Here is a 21,178-nt window from a genome sequence, read left to right on the forward strand (position 1 = left end):
GCCGTTTATCAAGCATCAAATACAATAATCTGTGATTTTGATGTGATGAATAACACAAACTCCATAAGCATCGTACACATTTTCTGCAATGTCTGGTCTGAAGATGTTTTATCAGTAAATTATTCGTTTATGATTGATATGAAACCGAGAAGCCAACGTGACTTACAAACGGCCAGGAGTCAGCATGAATAAACTACATAAACTCTTTAAACCCAACTCTGTGGCCGTTATTGGGGCATCTCAAAAAGCATTGCGAGCAGGACATGTTGTGATGCGCAACCTTCTACAAAGTGGATTTGGTGGCGCGATTATGCCAGTAACGCCGCGATATAAAGCCGTATCTGGCGTGATCGCTTACCCTGATGTAGCTTCCCTGCCCTATACGCCAGATATTGCAATTTTGTGTACGAACGTTTCACGTAACGAGCAATTGCTTAAAGAGCTAGATGAGAGAGGCACACCGTTTGCGATTGTTATCTCTGATGACCCTAAGCCTTTAGATATCTCATCATTGAACATTCGAGTCTTAGGCCCAAACAGCTTAGGTATCATCCTTCCTTGGCACAATTTTAACTGCACGTTTTCCCCTGTTGCAGCTAAACCTGGAAAAATTGCTTTCATCTCACAATCCGCGGCGGTTTGTACCACGGTTTTAGACTGGGCAAATGATAAGAACATTGGTTTTTCTTCGTTCATTTCGATTGGGCGTGGACAGGATATCGATTTTGCAGATTTGCTCGACTATTTGAGTATGGATGGAAACACAGAAGCTATTCTGCTTTATGTTGATAATATCCAAGACGCTCGCCGATTTATGTCTGCTGCGCGAGCCGCTTCACGTAACCGACGTATATTGGTGCTAAAAGCGGGCCGCTCTAAAGAGATGAATACTTTTGAGCAGCAAGACGGAGATACACTTGACGTAATTTACGATTCTGCTATTCGCAGAACTGGTATGTTACGAGTCAGCAATACGCATGAGCTTTTTGCCGCGGTAGAAACACTCACGCATTCTGTGCCACTTCGTGGAGAGCGTTTAGCGATCATCACCAATGGCGGCGGCCCTGCTGTTATGTCCGTTGATACTTTGATTGAACGTGGTGGCCAACTCGCAACGCTTGATGACGCTTCCATTGAGCAATTACAAGCAGTACTTCCATCCAACTGGCGTGCTCGAAATCCAATTGATCTGTCTGGTGACGCAACCCAAAAACGCTATATTGATACCATTAACGCACTGATGAATAACGACTGTGCAGATGCGATATTGATTATGCATAGTCCTTCTGCTGTTTCTGATCCTCTTGAAACTGCTCAAGCCGTTATTAATGCCATCAAATCTCACCCTCGGCATAAGCATTTTAATATCTTGACCAACTGGTCAGGAGAACAAACGTCGAGAGAAGCGCGACTGGCATTTACTCAAGCAGGTATTCCAACCTATAGAACACCTGAAAGTGCGGTTGTAGCATACATGCACTTGGTCGAATACAGACGAAACCAGAAACAACTAATGGAAACGCCAACGACGGCAGAGCCATTACATTCTGGAAGTGTGAGTTCAGCAAAAGAGTGGGTAAACGAACGACTACTGGATAAAAACACAGTCACCTTGGATACGCATCAAACCAGCCCATTATTTAAGCTGTTCGGGTTTAACGTTTTGCCTACGTGGATTGCATCTGACGACATTGAAGCTGTTCATATGGCAGAAAATATTGGATACCCTGTTGCGGTTAAATTACGTTCTCCAGACATTCCTCATAAATCGGATGTTCACGGTGTCGCTCTAAATTTAAGAAACAGTCGAGAAGTTTCCAACGCAGCACTATCCATTTTAGATACCGTAAAGCTCAGTTACCCTTCCGCCAATGTACATGGGCTGTTGGTACAAGGGATGGCAAAGCTCGGCAGCGCTGAAGAGCTACGGATTAGTATTGCAGTAGATAAAGTCTTTGGACCAGTGATCTTGCTTGGTCAAGGCGGCTCTGAGTGGAATATCGCCCAAGATGCCGTCGCTGCACTTCCTCCTTTGAACATGACGCTTGCGCGCTACCTTGTCGTTGTTGCCCTAAAGTCTGGAAAGATTCGCCTGCAGAAACACAAAGATGCGCTCGATATTACTGAGTTGTCGAAGTTCTTGGTTCGTATCTCCCAAATGGCAGTTGAGTTACCAGAAATACAAAAGCTGGATATCCATCCAGTGCTAGTGTCCGGAAGCGATTTAACTATCCTTGATGCAGATGTCACACTGTGTAAGTACGAAGGAGACGCCCAAAAACGGCTAGCGATTCGCCCTTTCCCGGCAGAGTTTGTCGAAACGGTGACGCTTCGAGATGGCCAACCTATCCTGCTTCGCCCTATCTTGCCAGAGGATGAGCCGCTGCATGCTCAATTCATTAATAGCGTATCGAAAGAAGATCTCTACAAGCGTTTCTTTTCTGAAGTTGGAGAGTTCAACCATGAGGCTTTGGCAAACTTTACTCAAATCGACTACGACCGCGAAATGGCGTTTGTTGCGGTAGCGTTTAATACTGACGGACCGTCTATCATAGGGGTAGCCCGCGCATTGATTACACCAGACAATAGTGACGCTGAGTTTGCTATTTTGGTTCGTTCAGATTTGAAAGGAAAAGGTTTAGGCAAAGTGCTGATGCAGAAAATAATCAGCTATTGCAAAGTTAAAGGCACAAAGCAAATGTCTGGAATGACCATGCCAACAAACAGAGGAATGTTGATGTTGGCTCAGAACTTGGGGTTTGAGATCGATGTCCAGTTTGCAGACGGTACGGCAGATATGGTGCTCCCTTTAAATTGAAAAGCGCAGCATTAGCGATGACTTTTACTTCTTACATTCGATAATCAATGGGAATCTAAGAAGTAAAAGTTACGTTGTTACTTTAGTTTCCAATTCTTTTTTAAGTACTGAATACACCAGGATTTTGCCTCACCCATAGTGTTCCGGCGCCATGCCAAAATAATATCCATCGGCTGTTCTTCAGTGCCTTCGATTCGTTTCAATACACCACTATCAATAAGAGGTTGTGCAATTTGGCTTGGTAATGTACCAATACCTAAACCTGCAGTGAGCGCTTCTACTTTTGCCGTAAAGTTGGTGACGGTCAAGCGAGGCTGTTTTTGAATGATATTAATTGAGAGCGCTGGTTGCTCACGTGCGGTATCTGCAATAGCAATAATCCGATACTTTTCTCGCGCTGCTTCATCAAACTTACCACTACGCTTGTGAACATAGTGATCAGCGGAAGCTACCCAATACATACTCATTTTACCAATTTTTTCTGACTTAACTTCTTGAGGAAGCGTATCCAGTGATGGGCAAATCAGTAAATCAGCTCTCCCCGTATTCAACGACTCCCAGCTACCAGCCAGAATCTCCTCTTGCAGCCTGACTCGAGTTGAGCTGACCTCGGCCAGCGCATCAACCATCGGGAAAAAATTGGATATAGGAATAATGCCATCAAAGGCAATGGTAATATCCAGTTCCCAACCATTCGCCAATAACGTTGCATCGTTCACTAACTTTTCACTGGCTTGTAAAATGGCTCTTCCTCTTTCAAGAATAAGCTTACCTGCTTCAGTAAAATGGGCTTTGTGACCAGAGCGATCGAAGATAATAATGTCTAAATCTTGCTCGAGTTTCTGGATTTGATAGCTCAGCGATGACGGGGCTCTGTCTAACTCATTCGCAGCAGCAGCAAAACTCCCTCTTCGATCAATAGCATCTAGAATATGGAGTGCTTCTAACGTAATTGGACTCTGCACATGGCCTCTCTTAATGTGACATTTATCACATTCGTTGTATTTGGATGAACTTATCAAGAACTAACGACAAATTATATAACATATTGATAACTAAAGACTAGGAATGCTAATAGCCTAAGAAGAAGATTCAATACAAATCAATAAATGACAATGGTAATGATAGTAATTACCATTTAGATCCATTAATATCCGCGTGTTGTTACCTATTATGGATCTAAGGTATTGAAGCCAATGTATAAAAAATCAATTTTGTCAGCCTCCATTTTAGTTGCCCTTTCCCATACTGCTTATGCGGAAGAAGCTTCTAAGTTTGAAGAAGTCGTTGTGTCGGCCACCCGTACCAACCAAACCATAAACACTGTTGCTGCTTCTGTTGCTGTTGTATCAGAGAAAGACATCGAAGAAAACATGGTAAAGGACTTGAATGATCTATTCGAGTATACGCCAGGTGTTACTGTTAATGGCACTCAACGCCAAGGCGTCCAAAGTATTAACATTCGCGGGATGGAAGGTAAACGAGTTAAAATCTTAGTAGACGGTGCATCTCAACCAGGTGTATTCAGCGGTGGACCATATTCGTTTATCAATTCTAGTGCCGTTACTGTCGACCCCGATATGCTAAAGAGTGTCGAAATTGTTAAAGGAGCAGCTTCTAGCCTACATGGTAGTGATGCAATTGGCGGTGTTGTCGCATTCGAAACAAAAGATCCGAAGGATTTCCTCAAAGATGGCAAAGACTTTGGTGGTCAAGCTAAACTCTCTTATTCATCGGAAGATAACTCTTTTAGTGAGCATGTAGCTTTAGCAAAGCGTTTCGGTAGTACAGAAGCACTTGTAGCCTTTACACGCCGTGATGGTGCAGAGCTACAAAATTTCTCTAAGGCGCCTTACGATAACTATTCTGTGGACAACCAAGATTATTACAAAAACGATCTATTGGTAAAACTTCAATCTCAATTGAATGACGCTCATCGCTTGGAGTTTTTGGGAGAAGTTATTTACAACGAGACTGACTCAGAGATCGCACATAAAAGTTACAAAAACTTCAACGCTGAAGACACAACCAAGCAAAATCGCATTGGGCTCAAGCACATTTGGTTTGCAGATGCAGCTATCTCGGATACGATCACGTCCAAGCTTACATGGATTGGTAAAGAAGAAAACGGCGTCTCTAATCGCTTTATCGAAGCTAGCCCTGGTTACCCACCTTACGTACCGCCTAGTGGTGACAACCAACAGAAAAAAGATTACGAATATACTGAAGACAAATTTGAATTCGAAACTCAGTTAGATAAAGAGATTCAAAATCACTATATTGTTTACGGAATATCGTACAAACATAGTGACATCAGTAATACCAATCGCGAGTTTAATTCCGATCCTGGCACGCCAGATACTGTTTACGTTTACACACCGGATGCAAAAGAAGAAAGCTTTGGTTTATTCTTGCAAGATGAAATTTCGCTTCTTAATGACAAGCTAGTTCTGACTCCAGGTGTGCGTTACGATTACTTCTCTACTAATCCTTCAAATACTTCTGAAGAGTCATTCGAGAAGTTTAGCGACTCTGCATTAACTGGTCGTTTAGGAGCAACTTACTCTATATCGCAACCAGGCACGATCTTCGCGCAAGTGAGCCAAGGGTTCCGAGCGCCATCGTTCGACGAGCTTTACTACACCTACGATAATCCGGCTCATGGCTATACCAACCGCCCTAACCCAAATTTGGGATCTGAAAAGAGTTTGTCTTATGAGCTTGGTTACCGTCATAACACTGCAGCGTCGGCAACTGAAGTAGCGTTCTACTACAGTGATTACAGTGACTTTATTGAGCAAACGTCATCAAACAATGGTGGTTTAACTGAATTCACAAATATCAATATTAGTGAAGCAAACATTAAAGGGGTTGAGCTCTCTAACCGTCTTGATTGGCATGCCATTGCTGGTCTTCCATCAGGCGTGACAACTCGCTTTGTTGCAGCATACACAGAAGGTGAAGATGGTGATGGTAATCCTTTGAACAGTGTAAACCCATGGAATGCCGTAGCTGCTGTAAATTACGATTCACCAAATGCACTTTGGGGGACAAGCCTAAAAGTAAACTACACGGCTAAGAAATCGAACAGTGATATCAACTCTGATGGTGATAAAGGCGGAATCAAAGACCAAGTTGCTTTGCCGTCTGCGACAGTCGTTGACTTAACGGCGTACTACAAACCAATGAAAGATATAACCATTCGTGCTGGTGTTATGAATCTAACGAATGAAGAATACCATCTTTGGAACGATGTTCGCGGTAAGACTGAGTTAAGTCGAGACAAAACGCAAGCTGAGCGTAATTATAACATTAGTGTTAAATACGAGTTCTAAACCTTAAAAACACAAAAGCCAGCGTAATGCTGGCTTTTTTTATGGCTTTCATTTCAAAAATGTAAAGAAAAGTATGAAAAATGAAAGTTTACTGTTTTGCCATCTCTTTTTTCACCATTACTGCTGCTGCAATGATGAAAGTGATGATCAGACCGAGTTCCATGAACTACCCCAATAGCTATGAGAAAATTTATAACCCAAATTAAGAGTCGGGCATAGTTTAACAGCTCTATATATACTTGCTACCTTTTAACCAGTAATTTACGATTTTTTCCGATTTGGATCAAAAAAGACGCAATCACGCGCCTTTTTGTTACTATTATGTAAATTAAAGATTAGGCATCTGGATAACCTTGAGGGTTAGTAGACTGCCAGCGCCATGTATCGCCAGTCATTTCTTCTAGAGTGCGAGTTGCTTTCCAACCTAACTCATTCATCGCTTTTGATGGATCCGCCCAACACTCTGCAATATCACCTGGACGACGCTCAACAAGTTGGTATGGGACATCTTTACCACTTGCGGCTTCAAATGCTTTCACCATGTCCAGTACACTGTAGCCGTTACCAGTACCGAGGTTATAGATATGAAGGCCAGCTTTGCTACCTACTTTTTCTAATGCAGCAACGTGACCATCAGATAAGTCCATTACATGAATATAATCACGTACGCCTGTGCCATCTTTGGTCGGATAATCACTACCAAACACAGAAAGGAACTCTCTGCGCCCTACCGCAACTTGAGAAACAAACGGCATTAAGTTGTTTGGAATACCTTGAGGATCTTCACCTAGCTCGCCTGTTGGATGTGAACCTACCGGGTTAAAGTAACGAAGAAGTGTAATGCTCCAGTCAGGGTTCGCATTTTGGAAGTCGGTTAAACACTCTTCCACCATTAACTTGCTGCGACCATATGGGTTAGTTGCGCTAGTTGGAAAGTCCTCAGTGATGGGTACAGATGCAGGATCACCGTATACAGTCGCTGATGAACTAAATACCAACGATTTAACTCCGGCTTCGCGCATTGCATCAACCAATACTAAAGTGCCATTAACGTTGTTGTCGTAATACTCTAGAGGTTTTGCTACAGACTCACCGACGGCCTTTAAACCTGCAAAATGGATAACAGCTTCAATATTGTGCGACTTTAGTGCTTCTACCATCGCCAATTTATCTCTGATATCGGCTTTAATGAAGGTTGGCTTTACACCACATACCTTTTCAATTCGATCTAATACCGTAGATTTACTGTTGTACAGGTTGTCGAGAATCACTGGCGTCATGCCAGCTTCGATCATTTGAATACACGTATGACTACCGATATAGCCCATACCACCCGTAACGAGTACTTTCATTTTATTATTCCTTCTGACGCGAATCGTGTTAGTTTAAAGCTTTGACGTTACGATTTAAACTGTCTCTTGTAATTCGCATCCCATTAATATTGCTTGGCCTTTCCCGGCTTTCTTTGCTTGATACATTGCCGTATCCGCACTTTTTAAAACTCGAGTAGCATCGCGCTCATTTACGCCGACTAATTTTACGCCGATACTAACGCCAACTTTGAGTAAGTGACCTTTGTACTCAATTGGAGCACATATGCTCTCGAGCAACTGTTCTGCTATTCGGGTGACCACTTTTTGATTGGCGGGATTAACCAACATGACAAATTCATCACCAGAAAGTCTTGCGATTAAATCACTATGTCTCGTCGCAGATGTTAGACGCTCGGAAACTTTTTTCAAAACTTCATCACCTGCATCATGACCGTAGGTATCGTTAACTTCTTTAAATCCATCCAGATCGAGGTACAAAACTGCAAATTCGTCACGCAAGTATCCAGAGCGTTGTACTAGTTGTTCCAACTCTAAATGGAACTTAGATCGATTGGCTAACCCCGTTAAAGCATCGTGATGAGCTAAATGCTCCAATCGTTCCATCTCTTTTGCGCCGGAAAGGTCGGTAAGAACAATAACCAGATCATAGAAACCATAGTCTTCACACTTAACGATACGATTGACTCGAGCAAACATCGGTACAAACTGACCAATATGGTTCTTCTCGATAACTTCACCTTGCCAAACGCCATAATTTTCTATCGACTCGATGATACTAGGCATCATTTCCTGTAACTTGCGCCACTTTAGCGTTTGGATGAATGACTTCCCAATAAGCCGATCCACCTCTAAGCCGACTAACTTAGTGACGGCAGGGTTTGCCATCGTAATGACACCGCGATGATTAAGAACAATGAGACCATCTTGGCTGCTTTCAAAAACGCGTCCCGCAACACGTTGCCGGTTTATGGCTTCTTCAATTTCGGTGATATCTTGAATCGAAAACAGTAAGTATTCATGTGTCGAGAGGCGACGACTGGTTAGGCTCAACTGCTGTTCGTTATCTGCATTTTTGAGGTGAATATCATCGCACTCTAGGCCTCGACTCAGGATCTGACTCAGCTCATTCGGTGTTTTGGTTTTAATTAGATCACGAATATTGGCATATTTAAGTTCATCTAATTTTTTTTGAAATATTTGCTGGGTCGCCGTATTACAATGAATAACACGTCCGGAATTGTCTGTAATAACTAATGCATGCTGAACAGATTCGATAACCTCTTCTGAAAATGCGCGCTTTTGTTCTAGTGTGTCTAGCGAATGTTGCCGCTGCTTCTCACGTACTGTTAACCTATTCATCATTTGATTGAAAGAGCTCGCGAGGTCTCCAATTTCATCCTTGGCGTAATAGCGAGCTTGATTTTCCGTGTTTCGTCCGTGTGTCACATTCTCTATTACGCGGTTGAGTTCCATCACGGGCCTGAGGACAAGCCTCTCGATACTTATGTAAAAAACAGTGCCACCAGCGATCAGAAACAGAAGAAGTAAAGCGCCATCTCGAAGTAAAGATTGTATGGCTTCTACAATTGGGCGATGAGAAAGCGTAACTCTCATGCTACCAATGACATAGCCATCATGGATAATCGGCTCTAGAACATAAAGAAATTTGGTTGATAAGGCATAGCCTAGAGCGTGCAACCTACTTCTTTCGGTTTGACTTGGAACGGGTGCCAGTGCCCCACTTATCTCCATAACAGCGAATGGTTGGTCATCTTGGTCATAAAGTTTGACCCGCGTTACATTTGGCTGGTTTAAAAAGTTGGCGAGAATAGTTTGAGCTTTTTGCTTGTCCTTTGTCGTCAGCGCATCTTTAATTGAGAAAGAAACGTTGTTAATCAACTTTCTTGTCTGCTCGACCAGTTCATGCTTAGACGATTGGTATACAGTATACGAGGTGTAACCTTTTGAGATAACAAAGATAGCCGTTAAAAAGACCAGAAGAGGCCAAATAAGCTTCGCTCGTAATGACATATATATTCCTGTCGCAGACAACCACAAAAATGACAGAAGAACCATTATGCAATCTATCACCCATGAAGGGCGACAAGATTAACACGATGCTAATGCAAAATAACCTTAAATTCTCAAAAATTGGATGGAAAAGAAACGAAATACCTTAAAATTCGGATCAACTCAAATAACGGCAACATCTTTATGGACTAACGTGATCTTTTTCGTCACCTATCTGCTCAAAAAGCCTCGTTTTCATGATAGAAGAATGAAGTGAGTCACTGAACCTAGATGCATTTTCCTGCATCGTAAACCCATTGCTTGTGTAGAAATAAAACGTATGACATTGAATAAACAGCAACTTACATTGAACTGTGATATGGGCGAGAGCTTTGGCTCTTGGAGTATGGGCGCAGATGAAGAAGTGATGCCCCATGTTGATATGGCGAACATCGCGTGTGGTTTTCATGCCTCCGACCCTAATGTCATGCACGACACTATCACCCTAGCGAATGACAACGATGTTGATATTGGCGCACACCCAGGTTACGCCGACCTACAAGGCTTTGGCAGACGAAGCATAAGCATGACGGGTGATGAAATTACGAACATGGTTATATATCAGGTTGGTGCTTTACAAGCATTATGCCGGGCGCAATACACAGACATCAGTTACATAAAGCCTCATGGTGCTCTATACAACGACATGATGAAAAGTGATGCGATATTTAGAGCGGTAGTAAAGGCGGCAGCACTGTTCAAAGTACCGTTAATGATCCTAGCTTCACAGGAAAACGAAAAATACTTAGAAATCGCAGACGATTATGATGTTCCCTTGCTATTTGAAGCATTTGCAGATCGTTTATACCAAGATGACGGCTTACTGACTCCTAGAACACAGCCCAATGCCGTGTTAAAAAGCGAGCACGCGATACTTGAGCAAGTCCGGACCTTAGCTGACTCTGGGCGTGTCAAAACCGCTTCAGGCGGTTACATATTATTGGAAGCCGACACAATTTGTGTTCATGGTGACAATGAAGAGTCGATCGCGCTGATCCAAAAGATCCGCCAAAGCCTATACGCTGGAGGAAATTAATGCATAAAGAGAAATTTAATATCTCTTTGATCTCCGAGTGCAGTATTTTCATTAAGTTTGATGAGAGTATTTCTGAAAATGCAGTCGGAGAGCTTGCTCGCAGCATAAGAGAAACTTTCGCTTCAATTGTTATGAACGTTGTCCCCTCCTATCAAACTATTCTCATTGATTACTTACCTTTTCGAATCAACGAAAAGAACTTAGCCAATGAGCTGCAACAAATCGTGAGCCAGTTTGATACTCAATCACTTAAGCTTTCCCAGCCGAATCACATTACTATCCCTGTATATTACTCTGAAGAAACCGCGTTAGATCTATCTCGTTTTAAAAAGCGAGGTCTGTCATTAGACGATCTTATTACCCTGCATACGAAAACCGAGTACGCGGTTTCTGCAATTGGCTTTGCTCCAGGCTTTGCATTTCTCTCGGACGTTGATACTCAATTGCACATGGCAAGGCTTGCCACACCAAGAACTCAAGTGCCGGCCGGAAGTGTAGGAATCGCAGACTCTAAAACGGCCGTCTATCCATCAGATAGTCCTGGCGGATGGAACATTATTGGTAAAAGCCCGCTTGCGCTCTTCTCCGACTCTCCTCCTTTTATACCGTTTGAAGTGGGTGACAAGGTCACCTTTAATGCTATTTCAAAACAAGAGTTTATCGATTTAGGAGGCGTACTATGAGTTACGGTGGATTACTGGTGGAAAAGCCAGGACCGCTCTCTTTAGTTCAAGACTTTGGTCGTTTTGGCTTAGCGCATGTCGGTGTGACTCAAGGTGGCCCGGTCGACGACTATGCTTACAGTTGGGCCAACCATTTGCTTGGTAACGTAGTCAATTGCGTTGCGATTGAAATTACTCTGGGTAACGCTTGTTTTATTGCATTGCATAACTGCCACCTTGCTATATGTGGCGGTGACTTAAATGCGAAAATAGATGGTGAACCTATTTCAAATTGGTCTGACTTTACGTTGAAAAAAGGACAGAAGCTTCAGTTCGGAGTCGCAAGGAATGGACTTCGCTCCTACCTAGCGGTTAAAGGTGGATTCAATGTTGCTCAGCACTTAGGAAGCGCATCGACCGTCTTGCGAGAATCTCTAGGTGGTTATGATTCAAATGGTGGCGCTTTGAAAGCTGGTGATATTCTTCCCTTTGTCCCTCATAACTTACCGAAACGTAAACCAAGGCAAATGACGTTTCGCTTTAAGCCAGATTACAACTTACCCATTAAGCTGAGAGTGATTGAAGGCTATCAGAACGAGGACTTTGATGAAGACGCTCGCCAAGCATTTTATAACAAAGCATTCATCATCTCCCCAAATTCGAATCGCATGGGCTACCGTCTTGAGGGCAATAACATTCGTCCACCTTACGAAGGCGTCCTATCAGAGGGAATTGCATTAGGTTCAATTCAAGTACCTAGCGATGGTAACCCTATTGTGCTGCTCAACGATCACCAGACTATTGGCGGGTATCCTAAATTTGGCTGCGTAGCTCGTATTGACTTACCTAGACTGGCACAGGCGAAACCCGGACAAAAAGTCAATTTTGTGAAAGGAGATAGACTAGGCTTGCAAGAAGTATGGTGCCAATGGGCTCAGTTTTTTGGGTATTAATACAACCACTGAGCCCAAACACAGCCGATTATGCAGGCATACCATAACGCACTGCTAAAGCTTGTGGATAGCCTCGCTCTTGAGTGAGTTTAATCGCGTACTGCTCGACCTCTTGTTCAGACCACTTCACAGCGACCGGATGCTGTGTTTCCACATTTTGGTTAGGATCGATGTCAAACCAGAATTGAAGCATTTTTTGCGCTGCGAGTAGTGTCGATGACGCTTTTACCACCTCTATTCTCGCATAGTGGTTATCTTCAAAAGTCACATCTGCCGCTCTGAGTACTGGGTCTGTTCCGGGAATTTGCTGAGCGCCAAACAATGCTTTTCCTCCTTTTACAGCAGAGTGATAGTCGGGAATAAACTGCGCCATGTGTTTGATGGCATTGTTCGTTCGCTCTTCTAACACTTCTTCTCTCCAGCCGTTACGGATCTTCGAGAGTAAAGGCATAGGCAGTTCAGGTTGAGCAGATGAGTTCGTGCTCTCCACTAAACCATCTTCAAACAGCGTGATTCCTTTTGTCATACCATGAAGTTGAAAGTAACCATCGCCATAAGGCGTCAATTGAGCCATTCCTTTATCGGTTCCACGCGGGCCATGAAAAATAACTTCTGGCCATTGTTGTTGACAGTCTGCCCACCTCGTAACGTAAGCGGCTTTAAACTCCACCAACCTGTCACGCTTGGCACCAACTGTGTTGTCAATTGAGCCTGTTTCAAAGCCACACGCGTTAACCAAGTAGTCGCATGTCATCAGGTAATCGATACCTTCACGTTCATAGCCAAGTTGCCAGTGTTCCCCCATCCAATCGGCTTGCTTAAACGTTGCTTGTGTGAAGACCGAAGCATTAGGAAGCGTATCTAGTGTTAAGTTGGCAATTGCGGCGAGGCGAAAAACACTCCAACCATATTCTTGAACTGCGACAACAGGATACTTTAGAGCTTCAAGATCAGCATGTTGAGCAAAAGGAATGCACCACTCATCGAAGTTTGTAGGATGACTTGGTTGAGTACGTTGCGCGAGAGCTTCTAGCTCCGCTTTTGAATACAGTTTGTAGTATTCGCTTGGCTCGCCGAGCACTTTATTACTCTCATCTTTATCAACGAGCGTCTGATAAGCACTTTTCACAACCTCTAATCGCGGAATTAGTGTGGATGGGTCTCCACCATCGGAATGAGGAACCGCGATGATTGTCGGACGAATATTCAGTGAAAGCGGATACAGGCGAACAGTATCAATAGATTGTGCTAACAAGTCTAAGCATTGTTGCTCGGAAATCTCTCGATATAAATTACCACCAGCATGCAAATGACAAATGGGTGGACCATTTACTAGTGATACGCCCTTCTCTATTACGGAAACTTTAAAACCCAGCTCCGCAAAATGAATTGCTGCTGTTGCACCTGCTACACCGCCACCAACAACAGCGATATGCTTATCTTTATAACTTGGAAACTCAGACTTCATTGCTTCACTAAAAATTTTATAAGGAAAATTCTTTACTAACGGTGAATTCTACTCGTGTTTGGACTTGATTAAAATCACAAAAAGTTCATGGGTTTGCGAAATATCCAACAGCGCCTATAAAGTGCATTAAAGTAGAAAAAATTTGCGAAAAAGTACTTGACGACATGGTTAAGAAGACACTTTTTTATGTCTATGTGAATAAGAATTTCACTGTAAGACCCATGGCGCAAAGCCTGCAGAAACACCCCACTTTTTACCCCATTTAGTTATCCCAAAAGTTATCCACTGTTTTTGTGGATAACTAAAATAAAAGTGTCATGGAGTGTTCCAAACTTGATAACACTCGCTGCGATTAAGTGTTTACTGGCGTTAACAATCTTTTCAACAAACTCATCACTACAAGTGCCAACGTAACAAATGTTGCAAGCGGTAAAGCTATCCACAATTCGGGGTGAATTTGTGCATTGAGATCGAATCCATATGTCATGACTGCGGCCACACAAACTTCCGCAGCGAATACCGCAACACCACTAGCAATCAACGCCATAATTCCGTACTCGGCCCACAGGGTTGTGTTGATCCGTTTCTTACTTGAACCTAATGTGCGATACAAACGAATCTCTTGTTGGCGTTGGGACAAGCTTAACCTCAGTAGCGTAAAGATGAGCAGCAGACCAGCAACAACGCCTAAAAGAGCAAGGATGGTGATTGCTGATACGATTTGCTGAATCAAAGCCTGAATTTTCTCGCCCATAGTTCGGATATCTAAAACAGAGACCGTTGGGTGAGCACGTGACATTGACGTCAACAACGCTTCATTTCCTTCTTCAATCCTATAACTGATGAGGTAAGAACCAGGTAAATTAGCCATCACGTCAGATGAGAAAATAAAATAAAAGTTAGGCTTCATGTCACGCCATTCGACATGACGGATGGTATCTACTACTGCATCGTAATTCTGACTGTTTATTACAAAGCGCAGCGTATCACCGAGTTTGATGCCTAAGTCATTTGCTACATCCGCTTCTACAGATACACTCCCTTTGTTTGTCCATTCACCCGAAAGCACATCATTATATTCTGGTAGGGTATCTCCCCATGTCAGGTTTAGCTCTCGACGTATCGCGTCAGAACCTTCTCCTTCGTAATCAATCTCTTTGACGTTTTGACCGTTAATCTCTGTTAGTCGTCCACGAATTATTGGATAAGCTTGTGACCGCGTAACTCCATTTTTATCTAGGGTTTCTAGGTAGTTATCGAGCTCATAATCACCAATGTTCAAAGCGAACACATTTGGCGCGTCTGCAGGTAAGGTTCTCTCCCAATCCGCGAGAATATCGCTGCGCACAAGCCAAATGATAGACAGCAACATCAAAGATAATGCCAAAGCACCAAACTGTAGACCGCTGGTTACTGGCGTCCGGTTGATACGACTCAACGCAAGCTTCATTGCAGAATGGGTTGACATACGTGCAAACAGCTTTGTGAGTGTGACGCTAACTGCTGCGAGTACCACAAACAGTACCGCTATACCAGTGAGCACGATCCAAACTAAGGTGTTATCAGCATACAGTAAAAGTAATGGAATAACGGGCACTAGAACAAGTAACATTCGCTTCCAAGAACGTTGCGCTTTACCCTGCTGTAGCACTTCTAACGCGGGAGTTTTAATCAAGCCTAAAAGTGGTATACCGAGAGCAGGCACCGTAATCAAGACTGCTGAGATAAATGCCACCAAAAATGGTGTGACGCCGTAACTAGGGAGTGGGTCGGGTAATAAGTCTTTGAGTGGAATACGTAATAAATATTCCAGCCCGCTCCCTAACAATAGACCGACGACACTGGCACTAATGAGAAGGATTGTGACTTGAATAAATAACCACTTTTCAATCCATCGGCGGCTCGCACCAAGACTCTTCAACATCGCGATAGTTTGTGTCCGGCTGTTCACGTAGTTTTGACAAGTAAGAACCAATGTTGTCGCTGCCATAATGATGACAATCGCTACGGTCAACGACAGATACTGCGTCGTGCGTTCAAAAACCTCATTACTACGACTGGCAGTATCTTGCGTGCGCCAGCGATCGCTCGGAGAAAGCTGCGTATCATCTTGTAAGCTCTTTAGTGTTTTATCATCGGCTTGTAAAAACAGACGGTATTGAACTCGGCTCCCAACTTGAATTGCTCCTGTTTTATCTACGTCACTTTGATGAATGTATGCAGAAGGCATTTGCTGAAATGGATTAAAGCTCAAGCCAGGTTCCATCAATACTGCGCCTGATACAGTAAACTCGGCATCGCCTATCGTGACGCTGTCACCTGAGTTTACGTTTAGTTGAGTCATAATCCGCTCATCAAGCCAGAGTTGGTTCTCTTTAACGCGACCGGCCGGATTATTTTCAAGAACGAGCTCTCCCATTAAAGGGTAATTATCATCCACCGCCCTTACAGAAATAAGCTGCATACCATTATCGCTAAATGCCATAGTGGCAAATCGCGTCATCATCGAACGTTCAAGGTTTTCAGTCGAGGTTAACAACGTGTCCGGAATGGGATTAGCAGACACAAACACCGCATCTGCCGTTAATGCATCCTTCCCCTGCTTGACGATCACCTGCTCCATTCGTTCTGCTAATGCAGAAAGCGCAAAGATACTCGCAATCACGAGAATAAGAGCAACGCTAATAGGCCAAAGATTCCCCTGCCTTATTTCGCCGAAACTCCAACGTATCAAACTTTTATTCGACGAGTGCTGTGTTGTACTGTTTTGCTCTGTGGATGTTGCTTCACTTGATGATACTGCAGACATTATATCTCCTCCTTAAGCTCACCCGCCTCCATACGATAGATACGGTCACATCGGCTTGCTAGATGACCATCGTGTGTTACTAAAATCAGAGTTGTCCCGTGCTGTTCATTAAGATCGAATAGCAGCTCAATCACTTTGTCTGCGGTTTGATGGTCAAGATTGCCGGTAGGCTCGTCTGCGAACAACAGCTCAGGCTGTGTCATAAATGCACGCGCTAGCGCAACTCGCTGTTGTTCACCACCAGATAACTGGCTTGGTAGATGATCGACACGTTTTTCCAATCCAACAGCAGCTAATAATTCCGCTGCTCTTGCTTCATCTTCGGCTTCACCACGTAAAAGACAAGGAAGCGTGACATTACGTAATGCACTCAAAATCGGGATTAACAAGAAACTTTGGAAAACGAAACCTAAAGAGTCAGCCCGAATTTTCGCACGTGCTTCATCGTCCAGTTTTGATAATTCATGACCTAATAAAGTAATTTCGCCTGATGTCGGCGTATCAAGACCAGCTAGCAACGTCATCAATGTTGACTTACCTGCACCGGAAGTTCCGACGATGGCGATTTTTTCTCCTTTTCGGATGTCAACATTTACGTCTTTGAGGATTGTTAATTGTTCTTGATTAGTAGAGACTTGTTTAGAAACCAAATTGGCTTGAACAATAGGTGCATTAAGTACAGGTGTTTGCATGATTCGTATACTTTCCTTAGTTCTATTTTTTTACTTTTCCGCTACTGCACATGCGAGCGAAAAGCTACTTGTCTTGGGTGATAGCTTGAGTGCAGGCTATCAGATGCCGATCGAAGAGAGTTGGCCTAGCTTACTCCCTGATGCGTTGTCAGAACATGGTCAAGATGTAACAGTTATTAATGCCAGCATTTCTGGCGATACCACTGGCAATGGCTTAGCACGGTTACCTCAGTTGCTAACTCAGCATAGCCCTGACATGGTACTTATTGAGTTAGGTGCCAACGATGGACTGAGAGGTTTCCCTCCTAAACTTATTACGTCGAATCTTTCAAAAATGATTACCATGATAAAAGATTCTGGTGCGGACGTTGTCATGATGCAAATTCGGGTTCCGCCTAATTACGGTAAGCGCTATAGCGATATGTTTTACGATATCTACCCTAAGCTTGCACAGCATCAACAAGTTGCCTTGATGCCATTCTTCTTAGAGCATGTTGTCACCAAACCAGAATGGATGATGGATGATGGCCTTCACCCAAAACCAGATGCACAACCTTGGATCGCTGATTTCGTTGCTCAAGAATTAATTAAACATCTCTAATTTTAATGGTCTAGCTCAATAAGTTTTGCGTAACTTTACGTTAATCTATTTTCAATTCCACTCATCGAGGATAGATAACAACATGCGAATAGAACCGTTAATTCAAGGTGTTGTTGCTCGCTCTGCGCACCCCAAAGGGTGTCATGCATCTATTAAAGAGCAAATTGAATACGTAAAACGCGCCCCACAGATCAAAAAAGGCCCAAAACGGGTTTTGATTATTGGTGCCTCCTCTGGTTTTGGCCTAGCGGCTCGAATCGCCCTAACGTTCGGTGGCGCTAACGCCGATACCATTGGCGTCTCATTTGAGCGTGGCCCTTCAGAGAAAGGGGTTGGGAGTGCGGGTTGGTATAACAACGTCTTTTTTAAGAAGGAAGCAAATCAAGCCGGGCGTACCGCAATAAATATTGTTGGCGATGCATTCTCTGGTTCGGTGCGCAATCAAGTGATTGAAGCCATTGAAACGTACTTTGAGGGTGAAGTTGACTTAGTCATCTATAGCTTGGCAACCGGTGTTCGACCTAAACCTGAATCTGATGAGTTTTGGCGCAGTGTCATTAAACCGATTGGTGAACCTGTCACTGGCGCTTCTATCATACTGGAGAACGATAAGTGGATAGAAACCACCTTAACGCCTGCAACAGAAGAGGAAGCCAATGCCACCATTAAAGTAATGGGCGGCGAAGACTGGGAAAGCTGGATTGACACACTCATCAATAACGACTCTATTGCAAACGGCTGCAAAACCATCGCCTTTTCTTACATGGGCCCTGACATTACGCACCCAATTTATCTCGATGGTACGTTAGGTCGAGCGAAAATCGATTTACACCAAACCAGTCATTCATTAAACCTCAAACTCGCCAACTTTGACGGCGGTGCTTACGCAACCGTGTGTAAGGCGTTGGTGACGAAAGCCAGTGTATTCATCCCTGCGCTAAGTCCCTACCTGTTAGCGCTTTATAGAGTGATGAAGGAAAAAGGTACTCACGAACGCTGTATTGAACAAATGCAGCGACTGTTTACTACGAAGTTATACGATCAAGAGAAAGTGCCAGTTGACGGTGAACGCTTGATTCGAATAGATGACTTGGAACTTGAACCGCAAGTTCAACAAGAAGTCCACGCTCTTTTAGAACAGATGAATGCTGATAACTTTAAAGAGATTGGTGATTACCAAGGTTTTAAAGATGAGTTTATGAAGCTCAATGGCTTTAACTTTGAAGATGTCGACTATTCGCAAGACATTTCTATTGAATCGTTAATGTCGCTTAAGCCTTGATGCTTGTTACCTGTTTCAAGGATGAGATATGTGACAACTATTCCTAGTCCTGAACACTTTTCAGGACTTTTTTTTGTTTCGAGCCCTAGCCACCCTATACTTAATTAAAAAGCGAGAACAAAATAGAGCAGTCTGCATTTTTAATTCACAGGAAGTGAAACCACGTAAAGGATGACCTATATGGGGAGATTGCAAACATTAGACTACGAAATCCCTGAGTCTATGCGAAGAAGTTGGCAAGAAATCGTCAACTTACTGGCTCAAATAACACACGTACCCACCACATTAATTATGCGTATCCATCCGGATCGCATAGAAGTAAATACATCTAGCGAAACTCTAGGTAATCCTTATCGTACTGGCGATGCAGAGCAGCTTGGTAACGGTTTGTATTGCGAGCAAGTTATAGAACAGAAAGGCGAGCTTGTAATCCCCAATGCGCTTGAAGATGAAGAATGGCAAAATAACCCAGACATCAAACTAGGCATGATTTCTTATTGCGGCTTACCGCTATTCTGGCCAAATGGGGAGACATTTGGAACAATCTGTATGCTTGACTCTGAGAGAAACGAGTACAACGATAGTTACCGTCAGTTGCTTGAAACTTTCAAAGATTCAATCGAAGCACAGCTTTCAGTTGTGTACCAACAACATAAACTTCAGCGACTTAACACCGAGCTAAAGAGTCGAATTGAAAATCGTACCACGGATTTAGCCCAGTTAAGTTACTCCTTAACACAAGAAATTGATCGCCGTAAAGCCGCGGAAAAACAAGTGAGCTACCAAAAAACACATGATCAGGGAACTGGATTTCTAAATCGTTCTGCACTTGAGAACATTGTCCAATACACCTTACAGTCCCTTGATAGTGATCAGCAATCGCTTGTGGTCATCAACATTGGTTTTAGTAACGCTCGCAGTATTCAGACCAGGCACGGGTTCGAGGTCTTTGACAACATTTTAAAAGAATTTCACTCCAGATTAACCAGACACGGTGCTAGCGGATTTATCACTGGTAGACCAAGTTCGAATGACATGGTTTTATTGATTTGGGGAGAGGATATTGAAGCTCGGTTAAATCAACTATTAGATGATATCACTAAAATTAGCGTAGATGGGTTTGTCTTCAACAAAACAGAAATACATTTGCACACGTATATCGGTATAGTTCAAGCTTACAAAGATTGCAGCAATGCTAAGCGTATCCTTCAACATGCATGTTACGCGATGCTTCTATGTAAAGAATCTGGCGAACCTTTTAGTTATTTTAGAGAAAATCATTCGGCGGATCTCAATAGTCACAATGAACTGGAAAGTTACCTTTTACAAGCGGTGCATAACGACGATTTAGTGTTGTACTTTCAACCTCAAGTAGACTCCAAAACACGTAAATGGATTGGCGCAGAAGCCTTGCTTCGCTGGAGACATCCAATACTTGGCGACGTTTCCAACGAAGCATTGATACATATGGCCGAACAAAACGGGCTTATCTTTGAAGTTGGCTCTTTTGTTCTGCGTACCGCGATAGACAAAGCGAAACAATGGTCTGAGTTAATCGATAACTTCAAAATTGCCGTCAACGTTTCTCCCATTCAATTACAAAACGTAAATTTTGCAGAACAAGTGCAACACCTACTCGACACTTTCCATTTGCCAGCACACTTTCTCGAACTCGAAGTAACCGAGAGCGCTCTAATTGCTGATGAAATAGTAGCACGCACAACGTTAAATAAGTTGCACAAACTAGGTGTGACATTGTCACTTGATGATTTTGGTACAGGATATGCCTCATTCAGCTATTTAAAGAAATATCCGTTTGATGCCATCAAAATTGATAAAAGCTTCGTCCAGCAAATGGAAAAGTCAGATGATGATCGCGAGATCATTTGTTCAATCATACACATTGCAAAAAAACTGGAACTCCAAGTAGTGATCGAGGGCATTGAATCCCACCAACAAGAGCAGTTTCTTATTGGTGAGGGTTGTGATATCGGACAAGGTTTTCTTTATGGTAAACCTATGCCTTGTAATGAATTTGAGCAAAGTTTGTTTAATCAGCGCCTTTCTGGCGGGCAATACGCCTACTCTTCCTAAGCATTCTCTTTACTATGAGGGCGG

General features: G+C 43.2%; 14 protein-coding genes. 8 read left to right on the plus strand and 6 right to left on the minus strand.

Annotated features, from left to right (window positions below; all coding sequences use genetic code 11):
• The first annotated feature begins 184 nt into the window (after positions 1–184).
• The gene (locus tag R7P36_RS17855) at positions 185–2,818 is read left to right on the plus strand and encodes a bifunctional acetate--CoA ligase family protein/GNAT family N-acetyltransferase (RefSeq protein WP_213891335.1); all 2,634 of its coding nucleotides are present in this window, start codon (positions 185–187) and stop codon (positions 2,816–2,818) included.
• A 77-nt stretch (positions 2,819–2,895) separates the two neighbouring features.
• On the opposite strand, the gene R7P36_RS17860 is transcribed toward R7P36_RS17855, so the two are convergent.
• Complete coding sequence (locus tag R7P36_RS17860) at positions 2,896–3,783, minus strand: LysR family transcriptional regulator (protein WP_017634152.1); 888 nt, start codon at positions 3,781–3,783, stop codon at positions 2,896–2,898.
• 231 nt (positions 3,784–4,014) lie between these two features.
• Here R7P36_RS17860 and R7P36_RS17865 point away from each other — a divergent pair, with 231 nt between their 5' ends.
• Positions 4,015–6,153, plus strand: a complete 2,139-nt coding sequence (locus R7P36_RS17865; RefSeq protein ID WP_213899890.1) for a TonB-dependent hemoglobin/transferrin/lactoferrin family receptor — start codon at positions 4,015–4,017, stop codon at positions 6,151–6,153.
• Between the two features lie 335 nt (positions 6,154–6,488).
• Here the strand turns inward: R7P36_RS17865 and galE are convergent, their stop codons facing one another.
• A complete protein-coding gene (gene galE / locus R7P36_RS17870; RefSeq protein WP_005376309.1) occupies positions 6,489–7,505 on the minus strand; it encodes a UDP-glucose 4-epimerase GalE in 1,017 nt (338 codons plus the stop codon).
• A 54-nt stretch (positions 7,506–7,559) separates the two neighbouring features.
• Positions 7,560–9,518, minus strand: coding sequence for a diguanylate cyclase domain-containing protein (locus tag R7P36_RS17875; RefSeq protein ID WP_213899889.1), 1,959 nt, complete (start codon positions 9,516–9,518; stop codon positions 7,560–7,562).
• A gap of 319 nt (positions 9,519–9,837) precedes the next feature.
• Here R7P36_RS17875 and R7P36_RS17880 point away from each other — a divergent pair, with 319 nt between their 5' ends.
• Genes R7P36_RS17880 through R7P36_RS17890 form a run of 3 tightly spaced genes read left to right on the plus strand, consistent with a single transcriptional unit; the run spans position 9,838 to position 12,208 of the window.
• Positions 9,838–10,593: a 5-oxoprolinase subunit PxpA gene (locus R7P36_RS17880; protein ID WP_053307689.1), complete on the plus strand. Its 756-nt coding sequence runs from the start codon at positions 9,838–9,840 to the stop codon at positions 10,591–10,593.
• Positions 10,593–11,276, plus strand: coding sequence for a 5-oxoprolinase subunit B family protein (locus tag R7P36_RS17885; protein ID WP_005376314.1), 684 nt, complete (start codon positions 10,593–10,595; stop codon positions 11,274–11,276). The genes R7P36_RS17880 and R7P36_RS17885 overlap by 1 nt, the downstream gene beginning before the upstream one ends.
• Entirely contained in the window at positions 11,273–12,208 is a 936-nt protein-coding gene (locus R7P36_RS17890; protein WP_005376316.1) for a biotin-dependent carboxyltransferase family protein, read from the plus strand. The genes R7P36_RS17885 and R7P36_RS17890 overlap by 4 nt, the downstream gene beginning before the upstream one ends.
• 28 nt (positions 12,209–12,236) lie before the next feature.
• On the opposite strand, the gene R7P36_RS17895 is transcribed toward R7P36_RS17890, so the two are convergent.
• The 3 genes from R7P36_RS17895 to R7P36_RS17905 form a co-directional block, all read right to left on the minus strand.
• Positions 12,237–13,676, minus strand: a complete 1,440-nt coding sequence (locus R7P36_RS17895; protein ID WP_005376318.1) for an FAD-dependent oxidoreductase — start codon at positions 13,674–13,676, stop codon at positions 12,237–12,239.
• Positions 13,677–14,028: 352 nt separating this feature from the next.
• Positions 14,029–16,485: an ABC transporter permease gene (locus tag R7P36_RS17900; protein WP_213872439.1), complete on the minus strand. Its 2,457-nt coding sequence runs from the start codon at positions 16,483–16,485 to the stop codon at positions 14,029–14,031.
• Entirely contained in the window at positions 16,485–17,177 is a 693-nt protein-coding gene (locus R7P36_RS17905; protein WP_318122243.1) for an ABC transporter ATP-binding protein, read from the minus strand. Before R7P36_RS17905 ends, R7P36_RS17900 begins: the two co-directional genes overlap by 1 nt.
• On the opposite strand from R7P36_RS17905, the gene tesA reads away from it, so the two are divergent.
• From tesA to R7P36_RS17920, 3 genes are all read left to right on the plus strand, one after another.
• A complete protein-coding gene (gene tesA, locus R7P36_RS17910) occupies positions 17,176–17,778 on the plus strand; it encodes a multifunctional acyl-CoA thioesterase I/protease I/lysophospholipase L1 (RefSeq protein ID WP_213872440.1) in 603 nt (200 codons plus the stop codon). The genes R7P36_RS17905 and tesA overlap by 2 nt on opposite strands.
• Before the next feature lie 82 nt (positions 17,779–17,860).
• A complete protein-coding gene (fabV, locus tag R7P36_RS17915) occupies positions 17,861–19,060 on the plus strand; it encodes an enoyl-ACP reductase FabV (protein ID WP_318122245.1) in 1,200 nt (399 codons plus the stop codon).
• A gap of 180 nt (positions 19,061–19,240) precedes the next feature.
• Complete coding sequence (locus R7P36_RS17920) at positions 19,241–21,154, plus strand: sensor domain-containing phosphodiesterase (RefSeq protein ID WP_318099264.1); 1,914 nt, start codon at positions 19,241–19,243, stop codon at positions 21,152–21,154.
• Positions 21,155–21,178: the final 24 nt, after the last annotated feature.

The organism is Vibrio sp. 397, assembly GCF_033339395.1.
GTDB lineage: Bacteria > Pseudomonadota > Gammaproteobacteria > Enterobacterales > Vibrionaceae > Vibrio > Vibrio alginolyticus.

Coding starts and splice junctions, on each gene's coding strand:
- R7P36_RS17865 (WP_213899890.1), top strand. CDS start 4,015: ATGTATAAAAAATCAATTTTGTCAGCCTCCATTTTAGTTGCCCTTTCC.
- fabV (WP_318122245.1), top strand. CDS start 17,861: ATGCGAATAGAACCGTTAATTCAAGGTGTTGTTGCTCGCTCTGCGCAC.
- R7P36_RS17920 (WP_318099264.1), top strand. CDS start 19,241: ATGGGGAGATTGCAAACATTAGACTACGAAATCCCTGAGTCTATGCGA.
- R7P36_RS17855 (WP_213891335.1), top strand. CDS start 185: ATGAATAAACTACATAAACTCTTTAAACCCAACTCTGTGGCCGTTATT.
- R7P36_RS17880 (WP_053307689.1), top strand. CDS start 9,838: ATGACATTGAATAAACAGCAACTTACATTGAACTGTGATATGGGCGAG.
- tesA (WP_213872440.1), top strand. CDS start 17,176: ATGATTCGTATACTTTCCTTAGTTCTATTTTTTTACTTTTCCGCTACT.
- R7P36_RS17905 (WP_318122243.1), bottom strand. CDS start 17,177: ATGCAAACACCTGTACTTAATGCACCTATTGTTCAAGCCAATTTGGTT.
- R7P36_RS17900 (WP_213872439.1), bottom strand. CDS start 16,485: ATGTCTGCAGTATCATCAAGTGAAGCAACATCCACAGAGCAAAACAGT.
- R7P36_RS17890 (WP_005376316.1), top strand. CDS start 11,273: ATGAGTTACGGTGGATTACTGGTGGAAAAGCCAGGACCGCTCTCTTTA.
- R7P36_RS17885 (WP_005376314.1), top strand. CDS start 10,593: ATGCATAAAGAGAAATTTAATATCTCTTTGATCTCCGAGTGCAGTATT.
- R7P36_RS17895 (WP_005376318.1), bottom strand. CDS start 13,676: ATGAAGTCTGAGTTTCCAAGTTATAAAGATAAGCATATCGCTGTTGTT.
- R7P36_RS17875 (WP_213899889.1), bottom strand. CDS start 9,518: ATGTCATTACGAGCGAAGCTTATTTGGCCTCTTCTGGTCTTTTTAACG.
- galE (WP_005376309.1), bottom strand. CDS start 7,505: ATGAAAGTACTCGTTACGGGTGGTATGGGCTATATCGGTAGTCATACG.